The organism is Microbacterium aurugineum (genome assembly GCF_023101205.1).
Lineage (GTDB): Bacteria > Actinomycetota > Actinomycetes > Actinomycetales > Microbacteriaceae > Microbacterium > Microbacterium aurugineum.
This window is the reverse complement of sequence record NZ_CP078078.1, coordinates 3,231,127-3,246,894: the sequence shown is the minus strand read 5'-3', so window position 1 is coordinate 3,246,894 and position 15,768 is coordinate 3,231,127. Positions and strand designations below refer to the sequence as shown.

Below are 15,768 nucleotides of genomic sequence, written 5' to 3'. Positions count from 1 at the left end.
GGAAGGTGCCGGTCAGGCGTCGGCCACGTCGATCCTGCTGAGCGTGGGCGGTGCCAGGATCGCACCCGTCTCCACGGTCTCGACATCGCGCCGGCCCGTGAGGCGCGCGACCGCATCGTCGAACTGCTCGTCGAGCGCGGCCAGTGCGCCCGGTGCGTCGTGGTGCGACAGTGCGTCGATCAACGCCTGATAGGTGGGTGAGACGGAGGCGGGCACCGCATAACCTTCGTCGGCACTGAAGCTCGCGATCCGCGTCTGGAGCGCGAGCGTCATCATGGCGCGGGAGAGCCGAGGGCTCTGCGCGGCATTCACGAGGGCCTGGTGGAACGCGATGTCCGCGTCGCCGATGCCGAGTGCGTCCGCGCGGGTGCTCGCCTGCCTCAGCTCGGCCAACGCGCTCTCGAGCTGCTCCGCCGCCGGAAGCCGGTTCTTCACGATGAGGCGCACGGCTTCGCACTCCACGGCCCGGCGCTCGGTGTAGAGGTCGGCGATGCCGTCGACCGGGATCACGCTCACGCGCAGGCCCCGACCCGGAAGTGCCGTCAGTGCGCCCTCCTGCACGAGTCGCTGCGCCGCCTCGCGCAGGGGACCGCGGCTCACGCCGAGCTTCGCGGCGATGTCCACCTCGCCCAGGGGGCTGCCGACGGGCAGTGCGCCGGAGAAGATCGCCGACCGGAGTTCGGCCGTGATCAGGTCGACCGTCGAAGGCCGTGCCATGCGGAAGACCGCGCCGGGCATCCCGTTCGGGGCGGGCGTGAGTGGCATGAGCGCTCCTGAGTCGATCGTCGGTGACTCCATTCTGCATCCGACGTGTGTCGGAGCCCGACACGTGTCCGCACGGGCCGGGCACCCCACCATAACGAGTTTGTATAAATGTAGACAATCCGACAGTCTGAATGTGCACAAACGGTCGATCCGGCATAACGTGGCCGTCGGCCCGAGACCGGAGAACGGTCTCGCCCGCCCAACCGCACGCCCGATATCGAAAGAGGAACCGTATGCCCTCCACCCGAACTCATCTGCGCGCCGGCGCCGTCGCGGCCTCCGCCGCGCTCGTCGTGACTCTGGCCGCCTGCTCGTCGTCCGGCACGGACGAGGGGAGCGGCTCGACGCTCGAGCAGCTGCAGAACGACGGGAAGATCACCGTCGCGATCGCCGACGAGCGTCCGTACTCGTGGGTCGAGGGCGGCGAGCCCACCGGCGCGACCATCGCCATGCACCGCGAGATCTTCTCGAACATGGGGATCGACGACGTCGAGGTGGTCGAGGTCGACTGGAACTCGCTGATCCCCGGACTCAAGGCCGGCCGCTTCGACGCGATCAGCGCCGGGATGTCGATCCTGCCCGAGCGCTGCGAGGAGGCGGCGTTCAGCGATCCCGAGATCATGTACACCACCACGCTGATGGTGCCCGAGGGCAACCCGCGCGGTCTCACCGACCTCGACTCGGTCGTCGACGACCCCGAGGTCACGCTCGCCGTGCTCGGCGGAGGGATCGAGAGCGGATACGCCGAGAAGCTCGGCATCTCGAACACGGTGTCGGTGGACAACGCGCAGTCCGGCATGGACCTCGTCGCCAACGGGCGCGCCGACGCCTTCGCGATGACGGCGATCTCGCTGAACTGGATGGCGGACAACAACCCGGACGCCGGCGTCGAGACGACCGAGGCGTTCGTCCAGGAGATCGACGGCGTGCCGCAGATCGGTGCCGGGTCGACCGTGTTCCGCACCGGTGACACGGAGCTCCTCGACGCATACAACGAGCAGCTCGCCTCCATCACGGGCGACGAGCAGGCCTACCTCGACCTCGTCGGGGAGTACGGCTTCACCGCGGAGAACCTCCCGCCGTCCGACCTGACGACCGCCCAGCTCTGCGCGGGCGAGCTCGGCTGAGGCCACCGGCGAATGGACAATCTGTCCGCGTTGTGGGCGGCTCTGCCCGCGATCGGCGGCGGCGTGCTCGTCACGCTCACGCTGACCGTGGGCGGGGCCCTCCTCGCGCTCATCGTCGCGGTGGTGCTCGGTCTCTCGGTCCGTGCCGAGAACATCGTCATCCGGGGCACCTCGCGGGTGATCATCGAGTTCTTCCGCGGCACGTCCCTGGTCGTGCAGCTGTTCTTCCTCTTCTTCGTGCTGCCCCAGCTCGGCGTCTCGATCTCCCCGATCGCGTGCGGCATCCTCGGCCTCGGTCTCAACTACGGTGCCTACGGTGCGGAGGTCATCCGCGGCTCGATCAACTCCGTCCCGACCGGGCAGTGGGAGGCGACCACCGCCCTGAGCATGACCCCTGCACACCGGATGCGCCGGGTCATCTTCCCGCAGGCCTGGGCGCTCATGATCCCCTCTCTGACGAATCTGCTCATCCAGTTGCTCAAGGGCACCGCGATCGTCGGGTTCATCACGCTCATCGACCTGACCGTGGCGCTGGACCGCCTCCGCATCCAGACCGACACCTTCTTCTACGGCGTCGTCGGCATGGTGCTCTACTTCGTGATCGCCTACGCGCTGACCCTCGTGATGAACGCCCTGGAGGTGCGCGCGAAGCACAAGCTCGGGCGCGGGGAGTCGCTGGCGGAGACCCTGCGCTTCCGCTCGCCCGTCACCCGAGGGGAGACCGCCGCATGAACGGACCCATCTGGAGCTGGGACACCGCCTGGGCGGCGCTCCCGCACCTGCTCGAGGGCTTCTTCACGGTCACCCTCGTCGTCACCCTGGCCGGGAGCGCGATCGCCGCCGTGCTCGGCCTCGTGATCGCCGTCGTGCGCCGCAGTGCCCCTCGACCCGTCGCGGCGAGCGTCGGCTTCCTGGTGAACTTCATCCGGATGACCCCGATCGTCATCCAGCTGCTCTTCGCCTACTTCGCGCTGGTGACCGTGGATCCGCTGACCATCGGCATCGCGGTGTTCGGCATCCACTACGCGACCTACATGGCCGAGGTCTACCGTGCCGGCATCGAGTCCGTCCCGCGCGGGCAGTGGGAGGCTGCCACCGCCCTGAGCATGTCCCGCCCGCGCACCTGGACCGCCGTGGTGCTCCCGCAGGCGATCAGGGCGACCGTCCCTTCCCTGGGCAACTACGTGATCTCGATGCTGAAGGACACCCCGTTCCTCATCGCCATCACCGTGGCGGACATGGTCAGCAACGCCCTGGAGTTCGGCGGGAACAGCTTCCGCTACCTCGAGCCCATCACGCTCGCCGGCGTGATCTTCTTCCTCGCCAGCTACCCCGCATCCGTCCTCGTCCGCAGATTGGAGAAGCGCCTTGAATACGCCTCCTGAGAACTCCCGTCCCGCCATCCGCTTCGACGCGGTGCACAAGCGCTACGGCGACCACGTCGTGCTCGACGGCCTCACCTTCGACGTGCAGCAGGGCGACCGGGTCACGCTCATCGGACCGAGCGGTTCGGGCAAGACCACGATCCTCCGTCTGGTCATGACGCTGGAAGAGGCCGACGGCGGATACATCTTCATCGACGGGGAGCCGCTCACGCACGTCGAACGCGGCGGCAAGCGCGTGCCGTTGCGGGAGAAGCACCGCAACGAGGTGCGCAAGCGCATCGGCATGGTCTTCCAGCAGTTCAACCTGTTCCCCAACATGACCGTGATGGAGAACCTCATCGAGGCCCCCGTGCACGTGCTCGGCATGTCGAAGGCGGCGGCCACCGCGAAGGCCACCGACCTGCTGCAGAAGGTCGGCCTCGCGGACAAGGCCGACGCCCATCCGCTGCAGCTCTCGGGTGGCCAGCAGCAGCGGGTCGCCATCGCCCGGGCGCTCGCGATGGACCCGGAGATCCTGCTGCTGGACGAGGTCACCAGCGCTCTGGATCCCGAGATCGTGGGGGAGGTGCTCGGCGTGCTGCGCGACGTCGCCGAGACGACCGACATCACCATGCTCATCGTCACCCACGAGATGCAGTTCGCCCGGGACGTCTCGAACCGCGTGCTGATGTTCGATCAGGGCAGCATCGTCGAGGAGGCCGACCCCGAGACGATGTTCTCCGCGCCGCGCGAGCAGCGCACGAGGGACTTCCTCTCCGCCGTGCTGAGCGACTGAGCCTCGAGCGCGTTTCCCCCTCCCGCTCCTCGCGTCGTCGACGCGAGGAGCGCCCTCCCGGTGGAGGACGAGGAAGCGACGATCCGACGATCCTGTGAGCGCCCCGTGAGGGTCGCCGGGATCGTCGTATGGGTTCTGTAAGGGCGGTCAAAGCAGGGGCACCGAGGGGTGTTGTATCAGGTGTTGCGTCCTCGAGACGCGCGGTCGCCGCCCGGCGATCGCCGCAGCCTGAATGGAGCTCTCTGTGCTTGACCTCGTCTACGTGCTGGGCGTGATCGTCCTGTTCGTGACCGTCGGCCTCGTCGGGAAGGCGGTGGAGAAGCTGTGATCGTGTTCGAGCTTCTCGCGACCGTGCTCGGCGTCGCTGCTGTCGTCTACCTGGTGTTCGCCCTCGTGAAGCCGGAGCGTTTCTGATGGAGTGGGGCTTCCTCATCGCGAGCGTCGCCACCCTCGCCCTCGCCCTCGCCCTCGTCTACAGGCCGGTCGGCGACTACATGGCCTGGACCTTCACGACGACGAAGGACTGGGGTGTCGAGCGCGGCATCTACAAAGTCATCGGCGTCGATCCGAAGCGCGAGCAGTCCTGGCAGGCATATCTGCGTTCGGTTCTCTCCTTCTCGATCGTGGGCGTCCTGCTGCTCTTCGCGCTCCAGCGCACGCAGCAGTGGTTTCCGTACGCCCTCGGCAACGAGAACGTCGAGTCGGGGGTGGCGTTCAACACCGCGATCTCCTTCGTGACTAACACGAACTGGCAGGCCTATTCGGGTGAGGCGCTGTCGTACACCGTGCAGTTCGCCGGTCTCGCGGTGCAGAACTTCGTGTCGGCAGCGACCGGAATCGCCGTCGCGATCGCGCTCGTGCGCGGCTTCGCGTACCGTCGATCCGGCGTCATCGGCAACTTCTGGGTCGACCTCGTCCGCGGTACCTTCCGCATCCTGCTCCCGCTGTCGATCATCGCGGCCATCGTCCTGATCGCCGGCGGCGTCGTGCAGAACTTCAACGGCTACGTCGATGTGAGCACGGTCTCCGGTGGCACGCAGACGATCCCCGGTGGTCCCGTCGCCTCTCAGGAGGCGATCAAGGAGATCGGCACGAACGGCGGCGGCTTCTACAACGCGAACGCATCCCACCCCTTCGAGAACCCCGCGGCGTGGACGAGCCTGCTGCAGTGCTTCCTGATCCTGCTGATCCCCTTCTCCCTGCCGCGGACGTTCGGCAGGATCGTCGGCGACAACCGTCAGGGATACGCGATCCTCTCCGTCATGGGAACGCTGTTCCTCGCGTCGACCTTCGCTCTCGCGGCGTTCGAGTTCGCGGGCCGCGGTTCGGCTCCGGAACTCGCCGGCGCCGCGATGGAAGGCAAGGAGGCGCGGTTCGGGCTCGTGCAGTCGGTGCTCTACGCGTCGACCACCACGCTCACCTCGACGGGGTCGGTGAACTCGATGCACGACTCCTATACGGCTCTCGGCGGAATGATGCCGATGGTCAACATGCTGCTCGGCGAGATCGCGCCCGGTGGTGTGGGTGCCGGCCTGTACGGGATGCTCATCATCGCCGTGATCGCCGTCTTCGTCGCCGGCTTGCTCGTCGGACGCACGCCGGAGTACCTCGGGAAGAAGATCGGGCCGCGCGAGATGAAGCTCGCGAGCATGTACATCCTCGTGATGCCGATCCTCGTGCTCGGGGGCGTCGCCCTCAGCTTCGCGATTCCCGCGCTCCGCGGCAGCATCATCGACGAATCGCTCGCGAACAGCGGTTCGCACGGCCTCTCCGAGGTGATCTACGCGTTCGCCTCCGCAGCGAACAACAACGGATCCGCCTTCGCGGGCCTGACCGCGAGCACGCCGTGGCTGACGGCAGCACTCGGTGTCGCAATGCTCCTCGGACGGTTCCTGCCGATCGCCCTCGTCCTGGCCCTGGCCGGTTCGCTGGCCGCGCAGGACAAGGTCCCCGCCACGGCGGGCACGCTGCCGACGCATCGACCGCTCTTCATCGGTCTCACCGTCGGCACCGCGGTCCTGGTGACCGCACTCGTCTTCTTCCCCGTTCTCACGCTGGGTCCCCTGGCGGAAGGGCTGCTGTAACCATGTCCACCATCACGCACACCCCGTCGCCCGAGACATCCGAGGCGACCCCACCCGCACCGCGCAAGACGCTCACCTGGGCGCAAGTGCGAGCTGCCCTCCCGGGCGCGCTGCGCAAGGTCGACCCGCGTGCCCAATGGCGCAATCCCGTCATGTTCATCGTGTGGGTCGGCGCCGCCCTCACCACGCTGCTCGCCGTCGCCGAGCCCTTCCTGGGCGGCCCCGCGACGTCGGGTGGCAGCAGCGTCCCGTGGTCCTTCACCGGGATCATCGCGGTGTGGCTGTGGCTCACGGTCGTCTTCGCCAATCTGGCCGAGTCGATCGCCGAAGGACGCGGCAAGGCGCAGGCCGACACGCTGCGCAAGACCCGTACCAGCACCACCGCCCACCGCGTCGACGACTATGACCCGGCGAACGACGGTTCTGCGGAGGCCGCGCGCATCTCCGATGTCTCCTCCGCGGATCTCCGCCTGGGGGACACGGTCGTCGTGTCCGCCGGTGAGCTGATCCCCGGCGACGGTGACATCGTGTGGGGTATCGCGAGCGTCGACGAGTCCGCGATCACCGGCGAGTCCGCCCCCGTCGTGCGCGAATCCGGGGGAGATCGGTCAGCGGTCACCGGCGGCACGCGCGTGCTCTCGGATCGCATCGTCGTGCGCATCACCTCGAAACCGGGGGAGACGTTCGTCGATCGGATGATCGCTCTCGTCGAGGGGGCCGCGCGCCAGCGCACCCCCAACGAGATCGCGTTGAACATCCTTCTCGCGTCGTTGTCGATCGTGTTCGTGGTCGTCGCACTCACACTGAACCCGATCGCCTCCTACCCGGCGAGCCCCGCGAGCATCACCGTTCTCATCGCGCTGCTCGTCTGCCTCATCCCGACCACGATCGGTGCCCTCCTGTCCGCCATCGGCATCGCCGGTATGGATCGCCTGGTGCAGCGCAACGTCCTCGCGATGTCCGGTCGCGCGGTCGAGGCCGCGGGCGACGTCACGACACTGCTGCTCGACAAGACGGGCACGATCACGTACGGAAACCGCCGTGCGAGCGCGTTCGTCCGCATCGACGGCGTCCAGGAGCGAGAGCTCATCGAGGCGGCCGCGAAGTCGTCGCTCGCCGACCCGACGCCCGAGGGCAAGTCGATCGTCGACCTGGCACGTGCCGAAGGCGTCGACGTCGTGGCGGATGCCGGCGGTGAGATCGTCCCGTTCACGGCTCAGACCCGCATGTCGGGACTGGACCTCGACGACGGGACGCAGATCCGCAAGGGCGCGGGCAGCGCCATCACCGCGTGGCTGGAGGAGGACGGCGCGCGTCTGCCGAGCAGCGAACTCGCCGAGCTGGATGAGCACGTCCAGCACATCTCGCAGTCCGGCGGGACGCCTCTGGTCGTCGCCGTGAAGGCGGCCGACGGTCGTCGCCGGGTGCTCGGCGTCATCCACCTGAAGGACATCGTCAAGGAGGGGCTGACCGAGCGGTTCGCCGAACTCCGCGCGATGGGCATCCGCACCGTCATGGTCACCGGTGACAATCCGCTGACGGCCGCGGCGATCGCCACGGAGGCGGGAGTCGACGACTTCCTCGCCGAGGCGACGCCTGAGCAGAAGCTGGCGTACATCCGCAAGGAGCAGGACGGCGGCAACCTGGTGGCGATGACCGGCGACGGCACCAACGATGCGCCCGCGCTCGCGCAGGCCGACGTGGGTGTGGCGATGAACACGGGAACGTCGGCCGCGAAGGAAGCCGGCAACATGGTCGACCTCGATTCCGACCCGACGAAGCTCATCGACATCGTCGCGATCGGGAAGCAGCTGCTCATCACGCGCGGCGCGCTGACCACGTTCTCGATCGCGAACGACATCGCGAAGTACTTCGCCATCATCCCGGCCATCTTCATGGGCGTCTTCCCGCAGCTCGCGGTGCTGAACGTCATGGGGTTGCACTCTCCGGCATCGGCGGTGCTGTCCGCGGTGATCTTCAACGCCATCGTGATCGTCTTCCTCGTGCCGCTCGCCCTGCGAGGAGTGAAGTACCGCCCGCTCAACGCCTCGAAGATCCTCGGACGCAACCTCGCCGTATACGGACTCGGCGGCATCATCACACCCTTCATCGGCATCTGGCTCATCGACCTGCTCGTGCGCCTGATCCCCGGCTTCTGATCTGACAAGGAGATCGCACACTCATGAACGCTGGAACACGCAGCGGCGGCCGCACCCTCTGGGTCGCGGTTCGCGCGATGCTCATGTTCACCGTGGTCCTCGGCATCGGCTACACCCTGCTCATCACCGGCATCGGGCAGCTCGCATTCCCCGCACAGGCGAACGGCTCAGCCCTCGTCTCGAAGGGCGGGGACGTCGTCGGATCCTCGCTCCTCGGTCAGTCGTTCACCGACGAGGAGGGCAACCCGCTTCCGGAGTACTTCCAGAGCAGGCCGTCGGCGGCCGGTGACGGCTATGACGGCACGGCGTCGTCCGGCACCAACCAGGGGCCGGAGAACGAGGACCTCGTCGCGGCGATCGCCGAACGCAAGGCACAGATCGCCGAGTTCAACGGGGTCGACGAGTCCGCGGTGCCCGCAGACGCGGTGACCTCGTCGAGTTCCGGCCTCGACCCGCACATCAGCCCGGCCTACGCGCAGATCCAGATCGCCCGCGTCGCCGACGCGCGCGGGATATCGGAGGACGAGGTCGCCGCGGCGGTGGAGGCCGCCACGAGCGCTCCCAACCTCGGGTACCTCGGGGAGTCGGTCGTCAACGTCGCCGAGCTCAACCTCGCACTCGACGAGTCGGCAGGCTGAGCATGACTCGGGGGCGGCTTCGTGTGCTGCTCGGCGCCGCCCCCGGCGTCGGCAAGACCTACACCATGCTCGAAGAGGGGCGCCGGCTCCTCGCTGAGGGCAAGGACGTCGTCATCGGCATCGTCGAGACGCACGGCCGTGCGGCCACCGCGACCATGACCGACGGGCTCCCGGCGATCCCTCGGATGAACGTGGGCCACCGTGGCGTCGAACTCGAGGAGATGGATCTCGCTGCGCTCTTGACCCGAGCGCCCTCCGTCGCGCTCGTCGATGAGCTCGCCCACACCAACGCACCCGGCTCCCGCAACGAGAAGCGCTGGGAGGACGTCGAGGAACTCCTCGCCGCGGGGATCGATGTGATCTCCACGCTCAACATCCAGCACATCGAATCCCTCAACGACGTCGTCGAACAGATCACCGGCGTGCCGCAACGTGAAACCGTACCCGACAACGTGCTGCGCAGCGCCGATCAGATAGAGGTCATCGACCTCGCCCCGCAGGCGCTTCGCGATCGTCTCTCCGGCGGATTCGTCTACCCGGCCGAACGCATCGATGCCGCGCTGTCGAACTACTTCCGCCTGGGCAACCTCACCGCGCTTCGCGAGCTCGCCCTCATCTGGCTGGCCGATGAGGTCGACCAGGCGCTCAAGGGGTATCGCGCTGAGCACGGCATCGACAGCACCTGGGAGGCGCGGGAGCGCGTCGTCGTCGCCCTCACCGGAGGAGCGGAGGGAGAGACCCTTCTGCGGCGCGGGTCCCGGATCGCGGCGCGGTCGGCCGGCGGCGAGCTGATGGCCGTGCACATCACCAGCCAGGACGGCCTGCGCGCGGCGAACCCGGTCGTGCTGACGGAGCAGCGCGCCCTCGTCGAGAAGCTCAACGGCACCTACCATCAGGTCGTCGGCGAGGACATCCCGACCGCCCTGGTCGAGTTCGCACGATCCGTCAACGCCACCCAACTCGTGCTCGGTGCCAGTCGGCGCGGACGCTTCACGGCGGCGTTCACCGGCCCGGGCATCGGCGCGACCGTCGTGCGCGAGTCCGGTGACATCGACGTGCACATGGTCAATCACTCCGCCGCGGGTCGTCGCTTCGCGCTGCCGCCGCTCACCGGGGCGCTGACCCGCAAGCGCCGCGTACTCGGCTTCCTCGTCGCGCTCCTCGGCGGCCCGCTGCTGACGTTCTTCCTCAGCTTCTTCCGCAGCCCCGAATCGATCACGACCGATGTGCTGAGCTACCAGCTGCTCGTCGTGATCGTCGCGCTGGTCGGCGGTATCTGGCCGGCGCTGTTCGCCGCGGTCCTGTCCGGGCTCACCCTGGACTTCCTCTTCGTCGAGCCCCTCTACACGATCCACATCCACGAGCCGCACCACCTGCTGGCGCTCGTCCTGTACGTCATCATCGCCAGCATGGTCAGCTTCATCGTCGATCGCGCCGCCCGATACACGCGCGCCGCGCGGCGGTCTGCCGCAGAGTCCGAGCTGATCCAGACGATCGCCGGCAGCGTGCTCCGCGGCGAGAACGCGATACAGGCGCTCATCGACCGCACGCGGGAGGCGTTCCACCTCGCGGGAGTCCGTCTGATGCGTGGCGACGAGGTCATCGCGCGCGCCGGGGAACCCCTGGCGGACAACCGCCACACCGACAGCCGCATCGGTGACCACGCTGTGCTCGAACTCCACGGGGGCGATGTGGCAGCGTCCGAGCGTCGACTGCTGGCGGTCATGACCGCTCAGCTCGCCGCGGCGCTCGAGCACCAGCGCCTCGAGAGAACCGCGAAGGAGATCGAGCCGATCGCAGCCTCCGACCGTGTGCGCGGAGCTCTGCTCTCTGCGCTGAGCCATGACCTGCGTCGCCCGCTCGCCGCTGCTGCCGCCGCCGTCGGCGGCTTGCGCGCTGCGGGACCCGATCTGGACCGGCGCGACAAGCAGGAGCTGCTCGACACCGCGGACGAGAGCCTCACCGCGCTCGCGACGCTGGTGACGGATCTGCTCGACGTCAGCCGCCTCCAGACCGGGGTGCTCGCGATCGCCGACATCCCGACCGATCCGGCCGAGGTGATCGCCCCCGCTCTCGACGAACTCCAGCTCGGTCCCACCGACGTCACGCTCGCGCTCCATCACGGGGACGCGGTGGCGCAGGCGGATCCGGTGCTGCTGCAGCGTGTGGTCGTCAACCTGCTCACCAACGCCCACCGGTACTCCCCTCCGGACGTGCCCGTGCACGTCAGCACCAGCACTTTCGGTGATCACCTCGAGATCCGCATCATCGACCGCGGGCCCGGTGTCCCGGCCGAGAAGCGCGACGACATCTTCGTCCCGTTCCAGCGCCTCGGTGACACCGACAACTCGTCCGGTCTCGGGCTCGGCCTCGCGCTCTCCCGAGGCTTCGTCGAAGCCATGCACGGGACGCTCACCCCGGAGGACACCCCCGGCGGCGGACTGACCATGGTCATCGCGCTGCCCGCCACCATGCCCGCACCCGGCACATCGGAGGAGACCGAGTGAAGATCCTCATCGCAGACGACGACCCGCAGATCCTGCGCGCGCTCCGCATCACCCTCACGGCCAAGGGATACGACGTGGTCACGGCATCGGATGGCGCCGCCGCCATCGCCGCGGCCATCGATCACCACGCAGACCTGTTCCTCCTCGATCTGGGTATGCCGAAGCTCGACGGGATCGAGGTGATCCATGGAATTCGCGGATGGTCCGCGGCGCCGATCCTCGTCGTCTCGGGGCGGGCGGGTGCCTCCGACAAGGTCGAGGCGCTCGACGCCGGCGCCGACGACTACATCACCAAGCCTTTCGCCGTCGAGGAGCTCCTCGCCCGGATCAGAGCCCTGACCCGCCGGGTGCCCCAGGAAGAAGCACTTCCCCTCGTCCGGCTCGGAGACATCACCATCGATCTCGCCGCACGCAGCGTCTCCCGCGAGTCCTCCGACGGCAACCGGCAGATCCGGCTCACCCCGACGGAGTGGCAGATGATCGACATCCTCATCCGCAACGCCGGCAAGCTCGTCACTCGGCAGACGCTCCTCACGGCCATCTGGGGCAACGAGCACATCGAGGACACCGGGTACCTGCGTCTGTACGTGTCGCAGCTCCGCAAGAAGCTCGAGGACACGCCGTCGGAGCCGGTGCACATCATCACCGAGCCCGGGATGGGGTACCGCCTGCTGGGCCTGACGGTCGACTGACTCTTGACAGGGTCTTCGCGCAGGTCTAACGTACAACCAAATGGTTGTACAAACGGAGTTGAGCGAAGCGGAGGTCGACCGTGTGTTCCACGCACTGGCGACGTCGACCCGGCGCGACATCCTGCGCCGGACGATCGAGCGGGAGCAGTCCGTCTCGACCCTCGCCACCGAATACGAGATGTCGTTCGCTGCGGTGCAGAAGCACGTCGCCGTGCTCGAGGCCGCGAACCTCATCGTCAAGCGCGCCGAGGGACGCGAGCGGCTCGTCCGCGCGAACCCCGAGATGATCGCCCGCGCCAGGGCGCTCCTCGCCCGATACGAAGAGCTGTGGCGATCGCGCATCGCCCGACTCGACGACCTGCTGGCCGAGACGCCTCGGTCAGGTCCCGCCGACACCACCGGCACCACGAACCCGCAACAAGGAGACTGAAATGCCCGTCACCGATGTCACCACCGACACCGAGAACCTGACGATGACCGTCGTCGCCGACTTCGCCGCCCCCATCGAGCGGGTGTGGAGCGCATACTCCGACCCGCGTCAGCTCGAGCGCTTCTGGGGCCCTCCCGGGTGGCCGGCCACGTTCACCGCCTGGGACCACACCGTCGGCGGCCGCGCCGTCTACTCGATGAACGGCCCGCGCGGCGAGAAGTCTTCCGGATCGTGGGAGTTCGTATCGATCGACGAGCCCCGCGGCTTCGAGGTCATCGACTCCTTCGTCGATGAAGACGGCACACCGCTCGACGGCTTCCCGGCGCAGCGCATGTCGTTCGCCTTCGAGTCCACCGCCGACGGCACGCGCATGGTCACGACGAGTCACTTCGACTCGGTCGATGCGCTCGAGCAGGTCGTCGAGATGGGCCAGGTCGAGGGCATCAAGATGGCGATGGCGCAGCTCGACGCCGTTCTGCAGGACCTCCGCGCCTACGCGCAGGGCAAGGGCACCCGTGTGGAGCTGCTCGACGACACGCACGTGCGCATCACCCGCCTCGTCGAGGGGCCGCGCGAGTTGGTCTGGCGCGCGCACTTCGAGCCCGAGCTCATCCGCCAGTGGATGCTTGGCCCCGACGGCTGGGAGATGACGGAGTGCGTCGCCGCCACCGAGGTGGGCCAGTCGTACCGGAACTCCTGGGCACCGGTGGGCGACACCGAGGGGCAGCCGTTCGGCTTCGAGGGCGAGGCGCTGCTGATCGACGCCCCGCGCCGCGCGGTCAGCACCGAGCGGATGCAGGGCATGCCGACCGAGACCCTCAACGACCTGAACCTGTACGAGGAGGACGGCGCGACCCTCGTCACGCTCCTCGTCGAGTATCCGGACAAGGAGACGCGCGACATGATCCTCGCCACCGGCATGGCCGACGGCATGGAGCAGTCGTTTGCCCGCCTGGAGCGCGAGCTGCTCACCGTCTGAGTGTTCACAACTCCTCAGAACTGGTCGGCCTCGCGTGAGTCCGGCCAGTTCTGCGTCTGCTGCCCCGTGTTTCTGCGGAGTTGTGAACACTCGCCACGTCTGCGTGGTCCCGCCGGACGGACAGAACCCACCCGCGCGGGATAAAGTGGCGACACGATGAGGATCACGCGCCGCACTCTGCTCCTCGGCGCCGGAGCCGGCGTCGCCTCGGTGCTTCTCGCATCCTGCACCCCGGAACCCGCGCCGACCCCCACGCCCACCCGGACGCGCGAGCCTGAGCCGCCGCCCGGTGTCCCCGCGCCGGCCGGCAGCATCCGCAGCACCTGGACGAGTGACCCGTTCTCGCTCGGCGCCGCCAGCTTCACGCCCGTCGGCGTCCTCGCCGGCACCCGTCTCGCGCTGGCGAAGCCCGTCGACGATCGGCTGTTCTTCGCGGGCGAGGCCACCGACGAAGACGCCCCCGGAACGGTGCGTGGTGCCATCGCCTCGGGCGCGCGCGCCGCAGAGGAGCTCCTGATCCCGGCGACATCGGGGGAACGCGTCGCCGTGGTCGGTGCGGGCCTCGCCGGTGCGACCGCGGCCGCCCTGCTCGCGGGCGGCGGGATGCAGGTGACGGTCTTCGAGGCGAGGGACCGCGTCGGTGGACGGGTGTCCTCCCGCGTCGACGACTCCTGGCCGGTGCCCGTGCAGCTCGGTGCCTGGCTGTTCGGCGCGGACGACGCCGAGGTGCTCGACCAGCTGAGCGGCGGAGAGGTCGGCATCGTCGATCTGGCCGGTGATCTCTGGCGCACCCCCGACGGCGACATCGACGCGGTCGACCCGGCGCCGTTCGAGGCCGCCATGGCGGCGTCGCAGGCTGCTCCGGAGGACTCGTCGGTGGCCGATGCCCTGACCGCGGCGGGCATCGACCCCGCCGATCCTGGCACCGCCGCTCTCCTCGCGCTCCTCGCCTCGCGCAGTGGTGCCGGTGCCGATGAGCTCTCCAGCTGGTTCGCCCCGCCGCTGCCCACCGGGGATCTGACCGCGGCGCGCGACGACCTCACCCCGTTCGTCGAACACGCACTCGACGGCGTGCGGGTGGGGCTCAACTCCCCGGTCGCCCTCCTCGCCTACGACGACACGGGCGTGAGCGTGCGCCTCGGAACGGGGGAGGCGCTGTCCTTCGACCGGGTGCTCGTGACCGTGCCGCTCGGGGTGCTGCAGGACCGCAGCATCGAGTTCGATCCCCCGCTGCCGTTCTCCAACCGAGGCGCGGTCTCCGCTCTCGGCATGGGTGCGATCGAGACCGTGTGGCTGCGATGGGATGAGCCCTTCTGGGACAACGACGAGGCGATCTGGCACGCCGTGGGCGCAGACGTCGCGATCCCGACCTGGATCAATCTGCGTGCGGCGACCGGCGAGAACGTGCTCGTCGGGATCGTCGGAGGCCCGGCCGCCGTGGAGTTCGCGGAGCTCGACGAAGACGCCGCCCTCGACGCGGCTCTCGCCTCGCTTGCGCTCTACACCTGAGCGACCTTCTCGCCGGCGGGTTCCGGCTCGGACAGCGATGCGGCGGAGGCGTCCTCCCCACCCTCGCGTAGATCGCGGGGCAGAGGCATCCGGCTGATCAGCACGAGTACGGTGGCGACGGCCGCGAACGAACCCAGCGCGATCGCCGAGGAGATCACGAACTCGGCCGGTCCGCTCACCTGTCGCGGGTCGAGGAAGTAGTAGGGGTACCACCCGATCAGCGGTCCGCGGATCAACGTCGCGACGCCCCACACCACCGGATAGGCGAGTGACACCGGGATGACCCGCCACGGCACGGTCCGGTGTCCGGGAGCCAGCGCCCAGGCCGCCACGGTCACCGCCGGCAGCCAGAAGTGCAGCACCTGATCGGACCACGGCACATCGATGCGGATCCCGCGGACGCCCGCCTGCCACACGAGGATCGCGAACACCAGCCCCGCCGTGATCGTCCAGGTCAGTACGAGGGCGAGAGCGACCGTGAGCCACCGGGGGTCCTTCGCACGGCGCAACGCGAGGATGCCGGCGACGGTGAGCAGCACCACGAACGCGATGTTCGACTGGTTGGTCAGGTACGCGAAGAAGTTCTGGCTCGCGACGGTGTTCGACGCCAACCCCCAGCTCAGTCGGTGGATGAGCGCCACGAGGCAGATGGCGGCGGCACTGAGGCGGAGCAGCCCGAAGACGGTACGCGCCTTCACCGCTGCGTCACCCGCCATTC

The 15,768-nt window shown here is 68.6% G+C and carries 15 protein-coding genes; 13 read left to right on the top strand and 2 right to left on the bottom strand.

Annotated features, from left to right (window positions below; all coding sequences use genetic code 11):
* Nucleotides 1–12: 12 nt before the first annotated feature.
* Nucleotides 13–765 (bottom strand): GntR family transcriptional regulator, encoded by a 753-nt coding sequence (locus KV397_RS15575; protein WP_232762850.1) that lies wholly within the window; start codon nucleotides 763–765, stop codon nucleotides 13–15.
* Between the two features lie 233 nt (nucleotides 766–998).
* Here KV397_RS15575 and ehuB point away from each other — a divergent pair, with 233 nt between their 5' ends.
* The 13 genes from ehuB (at nucleotide 999) to KV397_RS15510 (ending at nucleotide 15,050) form a co-directional block, all read left to right on the top strand.
* Nucleotides 999–1,892: an ectoine/hydroxyectoine ABC transporter substrate-binding protein EhuB gene (gene ehuB, locus KV397_RS15570; RefSeq protein ID WP_248569869.1), complete on the top strand. Its 894-nt coding sequence runs from the start codon at nucleotides 999–1,001 to the stop codon at nucleotides 1,890–1,892.
* A gap of 12 nt (nucleotides 1,893–1,904) precedes the next feature.
* Nucleotides 1,905–2,624: an amino acid ABC transporter permease gene (locus tag KV397_RS15565; RefSeq protein ID WP_153243373.1), complete on the top strand. Its 720-nt coding sequence runs from the start codon at nucleotides 1,905–1,907 to the stop codon at nucleotides 2,622–2,624.
* Entirely contained in the window at nucleotides 2,621–3,277 is a 657-nt protein-coding gene (ehuD, locus tag KV397_RS15560; RefSeq protein ID WP_261811674.1) for an ectoine/hydroxyectoine ABC transporter permease subunit EhuD, read from the top strand. Before KV397_RS15565 ends, ehuD begins: the two co-directional genes overlap by 4 nt.
* Nucleotides 3,261–4,052: an ectoine/hydroxyectoine ABC transporter ATP-binding protein EhuA gene (gene ehuA, locus KV397_RS15555; RefSeq protein ID WP_081996992.1), complete on the top strand. Its 792-nt coding sequence runs from the start codon at nucleotides 3,261–3,263 to the stop codon at nucleotides 4,050–4,052. Before ehuD ends, ehuA begins: the two co-directional genes overlap by 17 nt.
* 324 nt (nucleotides 4,053–4,376) lie before the next feature.
* Complete coding sequence (locus KV397_RS15550; RefSeq protein WP_081996993.1) at nucleotides 4,377–4,466, top strand: potassium-transporting ATPase subunit F; 90 nt, start codon at nucleotides 4,377–4,379, stop codon at nucleotides 4,464–4,466.
* Complete coding sequence (gene kdpA, locus KV397_RS15545; protein ID WP_261811673.1) at nucleotides 4,466–6,136, top strand: potassium-transporting ATPase subunit KdpA; 1,671 nt, start codon at nucleotides 4,466–4,468, stop codon at nucleotides 6,134–6,136. The genes KV397_RS15550 and kdpA overlap by 1 nt, the downstream gene beginning before the upstream one ends.
* A gap of 2 nt (nucleotides 6,137–6,138) precedes the next feature.
* Complete coding sequence (gene kdpB / locus KV397_RS15540) at nucleotides 6,139–8,295, top strand: potassium-transporting ATPase subunit KdpB (protein WP_261811672.1); 2,157 nt, start codon at nucleotides 6,139–6,141, stop codon at nucleotides 8,293–8,295.
* A 23-nt stretch (nucleotides 8,296–8,318) separates the two neighbouring features.
* Nucleotides 8,319–8,933 (top strand): potassium-transporting ATPase subunit KdpC, encoded by a 615-nt coding sequence (kdpC, locus tag KV397_RS15535; protein WP_248539478.1) that lies wholly within the window; start codon nucleotides 8,319–8,321, stop codon nucleotides 8,931–8,933.
* Between the two features lie 2 nt (nucleotides 8,934–8,935).
* Nucleotides 8,936–11,440, top strand: coding sequence for an ATP-binding protein (locus tag KV397_RS15530; protein WP_261811671.1), 2,505 nt, complete (start codon nucleotides 8,936–8,938; stop codon nucleotides 11,438–11,440).
* On the top strand, nucleotides 11,437–12,132 hold the full coding sequence (locus KV397_RS15525; RefSeq protein WP_047522818.1) for a response regulator: 696 nt from the start codon (nucleotides 11,437–11,439) through the stop codon (nucleotides 12,130–12,132). Before KV397_RS15530 ends, KV397_RS15525 begins: the two co-directional genes overlap by 4 nt.
* Before the next feature lie 40 nt (nucleotides 12,133–12,172).
* On the top strand, nucleotides 12,173–12,562 hold the full coding sequence (locus KV397_RS15520; RefSeq protein ID WP_047522820.1) for an ArsR/SmtB family transcription factor: 390 nt from the start codon (nucleotides 12,173–12,175) through the stop codon (nucleotides 12,560–12,562).
* Between the two features lies 1 nt (nucleotide 12,563).
* Nucleotides 12,564–13,541 carry an SRPBCC family protein gene (locus tag KV397_RS15515; protein WP_261811670.1) on the top strand — a complete coding sequence of 326 codons (978 nt, stop codon included), beginning with the start codon at nucleotides 12,564–12,566 and terminating at the stop codon, nucleotides 13,539–13,541.
* Between the two features lie 156 nt (nucleotides 13,542–13,697).
* A complete protein-coding gene (locus KV397_RS15510; protein ID WP_261811669.1) occupies nucleotides 13,698–15,050 on the top strand; it encodes a flavin monoamine oxidase family protein in 1,353 nt (450 codons plus the stop codon).
* Here KV397_RS15510 and KV397_RS15505 read toward each other — a convergent pair.
* Entirely contained in the window at nucleotides 15,041–15,766 is a 726-nt protein-coding gene (locus KV397_RS15505; protein WP_261811668.1) for a Pr6Pr family membrane protein, read from the bottom strand. The genes KV397_RS15510 and KV397_RS15505 overlap by 10 nt on opposite strands.
* Nucleotides 15,767–15,768 lie beyond the last annotated feature (2 nt).

What these genes read in the sequence shown, in the direction of transcription:
- ehuB (WP_248569869.1), top strand. Translation starts at nt 999, where the DNA reads ATGCCCTCCACCCGAACTCATCTGCGCGCCGGCGCCGTCGCGGCCTCC.
- kdpB (WP_261811672.1), top strand. Translation starts at nt 6,139, where the DNA reads ATGTCCACCATCACGCACACCCCGTCGCCCGAGACATCCGAGGCGACC.
- KV397_RS15505 (WP_261811668.1), bottom strand. Translation starts at nt 15,766, where the DNA reads ATGGCGGGTGACGCAGCGGTGAAGGCGCGTACCGTCTTCGGGCTGCTC.
- ehuD (WP_261811674.1), top strand. Translation starts at nt 2,621, where the DNA reads ATGAACGGACCCATCTGGAGCTGGGACACCGCCTGGGCGGCGCTCCCG.
- KV397_RS15520 (WP_047522820.1), top strand. Translation starts at nt 12,173, where the DNA reads ATGGTTGTACAAACGGAGTTGAGCGAAGCGGAGGTCGACCGTGTGTTC.
- kdpC (WP_248539478.1), top strand. Translation starts at nt 8,319, where the DNA reads ATGAACGCTGGAACACGCAGCGGCGGCCGCACCCTCTGGGTCGCGGTT.
- KV397_RS15515 (WP_261811670.1), top strand. Translation starts at nt 12,564, where the DNA reads ATGCCCGTCACCGATGTCACCACCGACACCGAGAACCTGACGATGACC.
- KV397_RS15510 (WP_261811669.1), top strand. Translation starts at nt 13,698, where the DNA reads ATGAGGATCACGCGCCGCACTCTGCTCCTCGGCGCCGGAGCCGGCGTC.
- KV397_RS15565 (WP_153243373.1), top strand. Translation starts at nt 1,905, where the DNA reads ATGGACAATCTGTCCGCGTTGTGGGCGGCTCTGCCCGCGATCGGCGGC.
- KV397_RS15530 (WP_261811671.1), top strand. Translation starts at nt 8,936, where the DNA reads ATGACTCGGGGGCGGCTTCGTGTGCTGCTCGGCGCCGCCCCCGGCGTC.
- kdpA (WP_261811673.1), top strand. Translation starts at nt 4,466, where the DNA reads ATGGAGTGGGGCTTCCTCATCGCGAGCGTCGCCACCCTCGCCCTCGCC.
- KV397_RS15575 (WP_232762850.1), bottom strand. Translation starts at nt 765, where the DNA reads ATGCCACTCACGCCCGCCCCGAACGGGATGCCCGGCGCGGTCTTCCGC.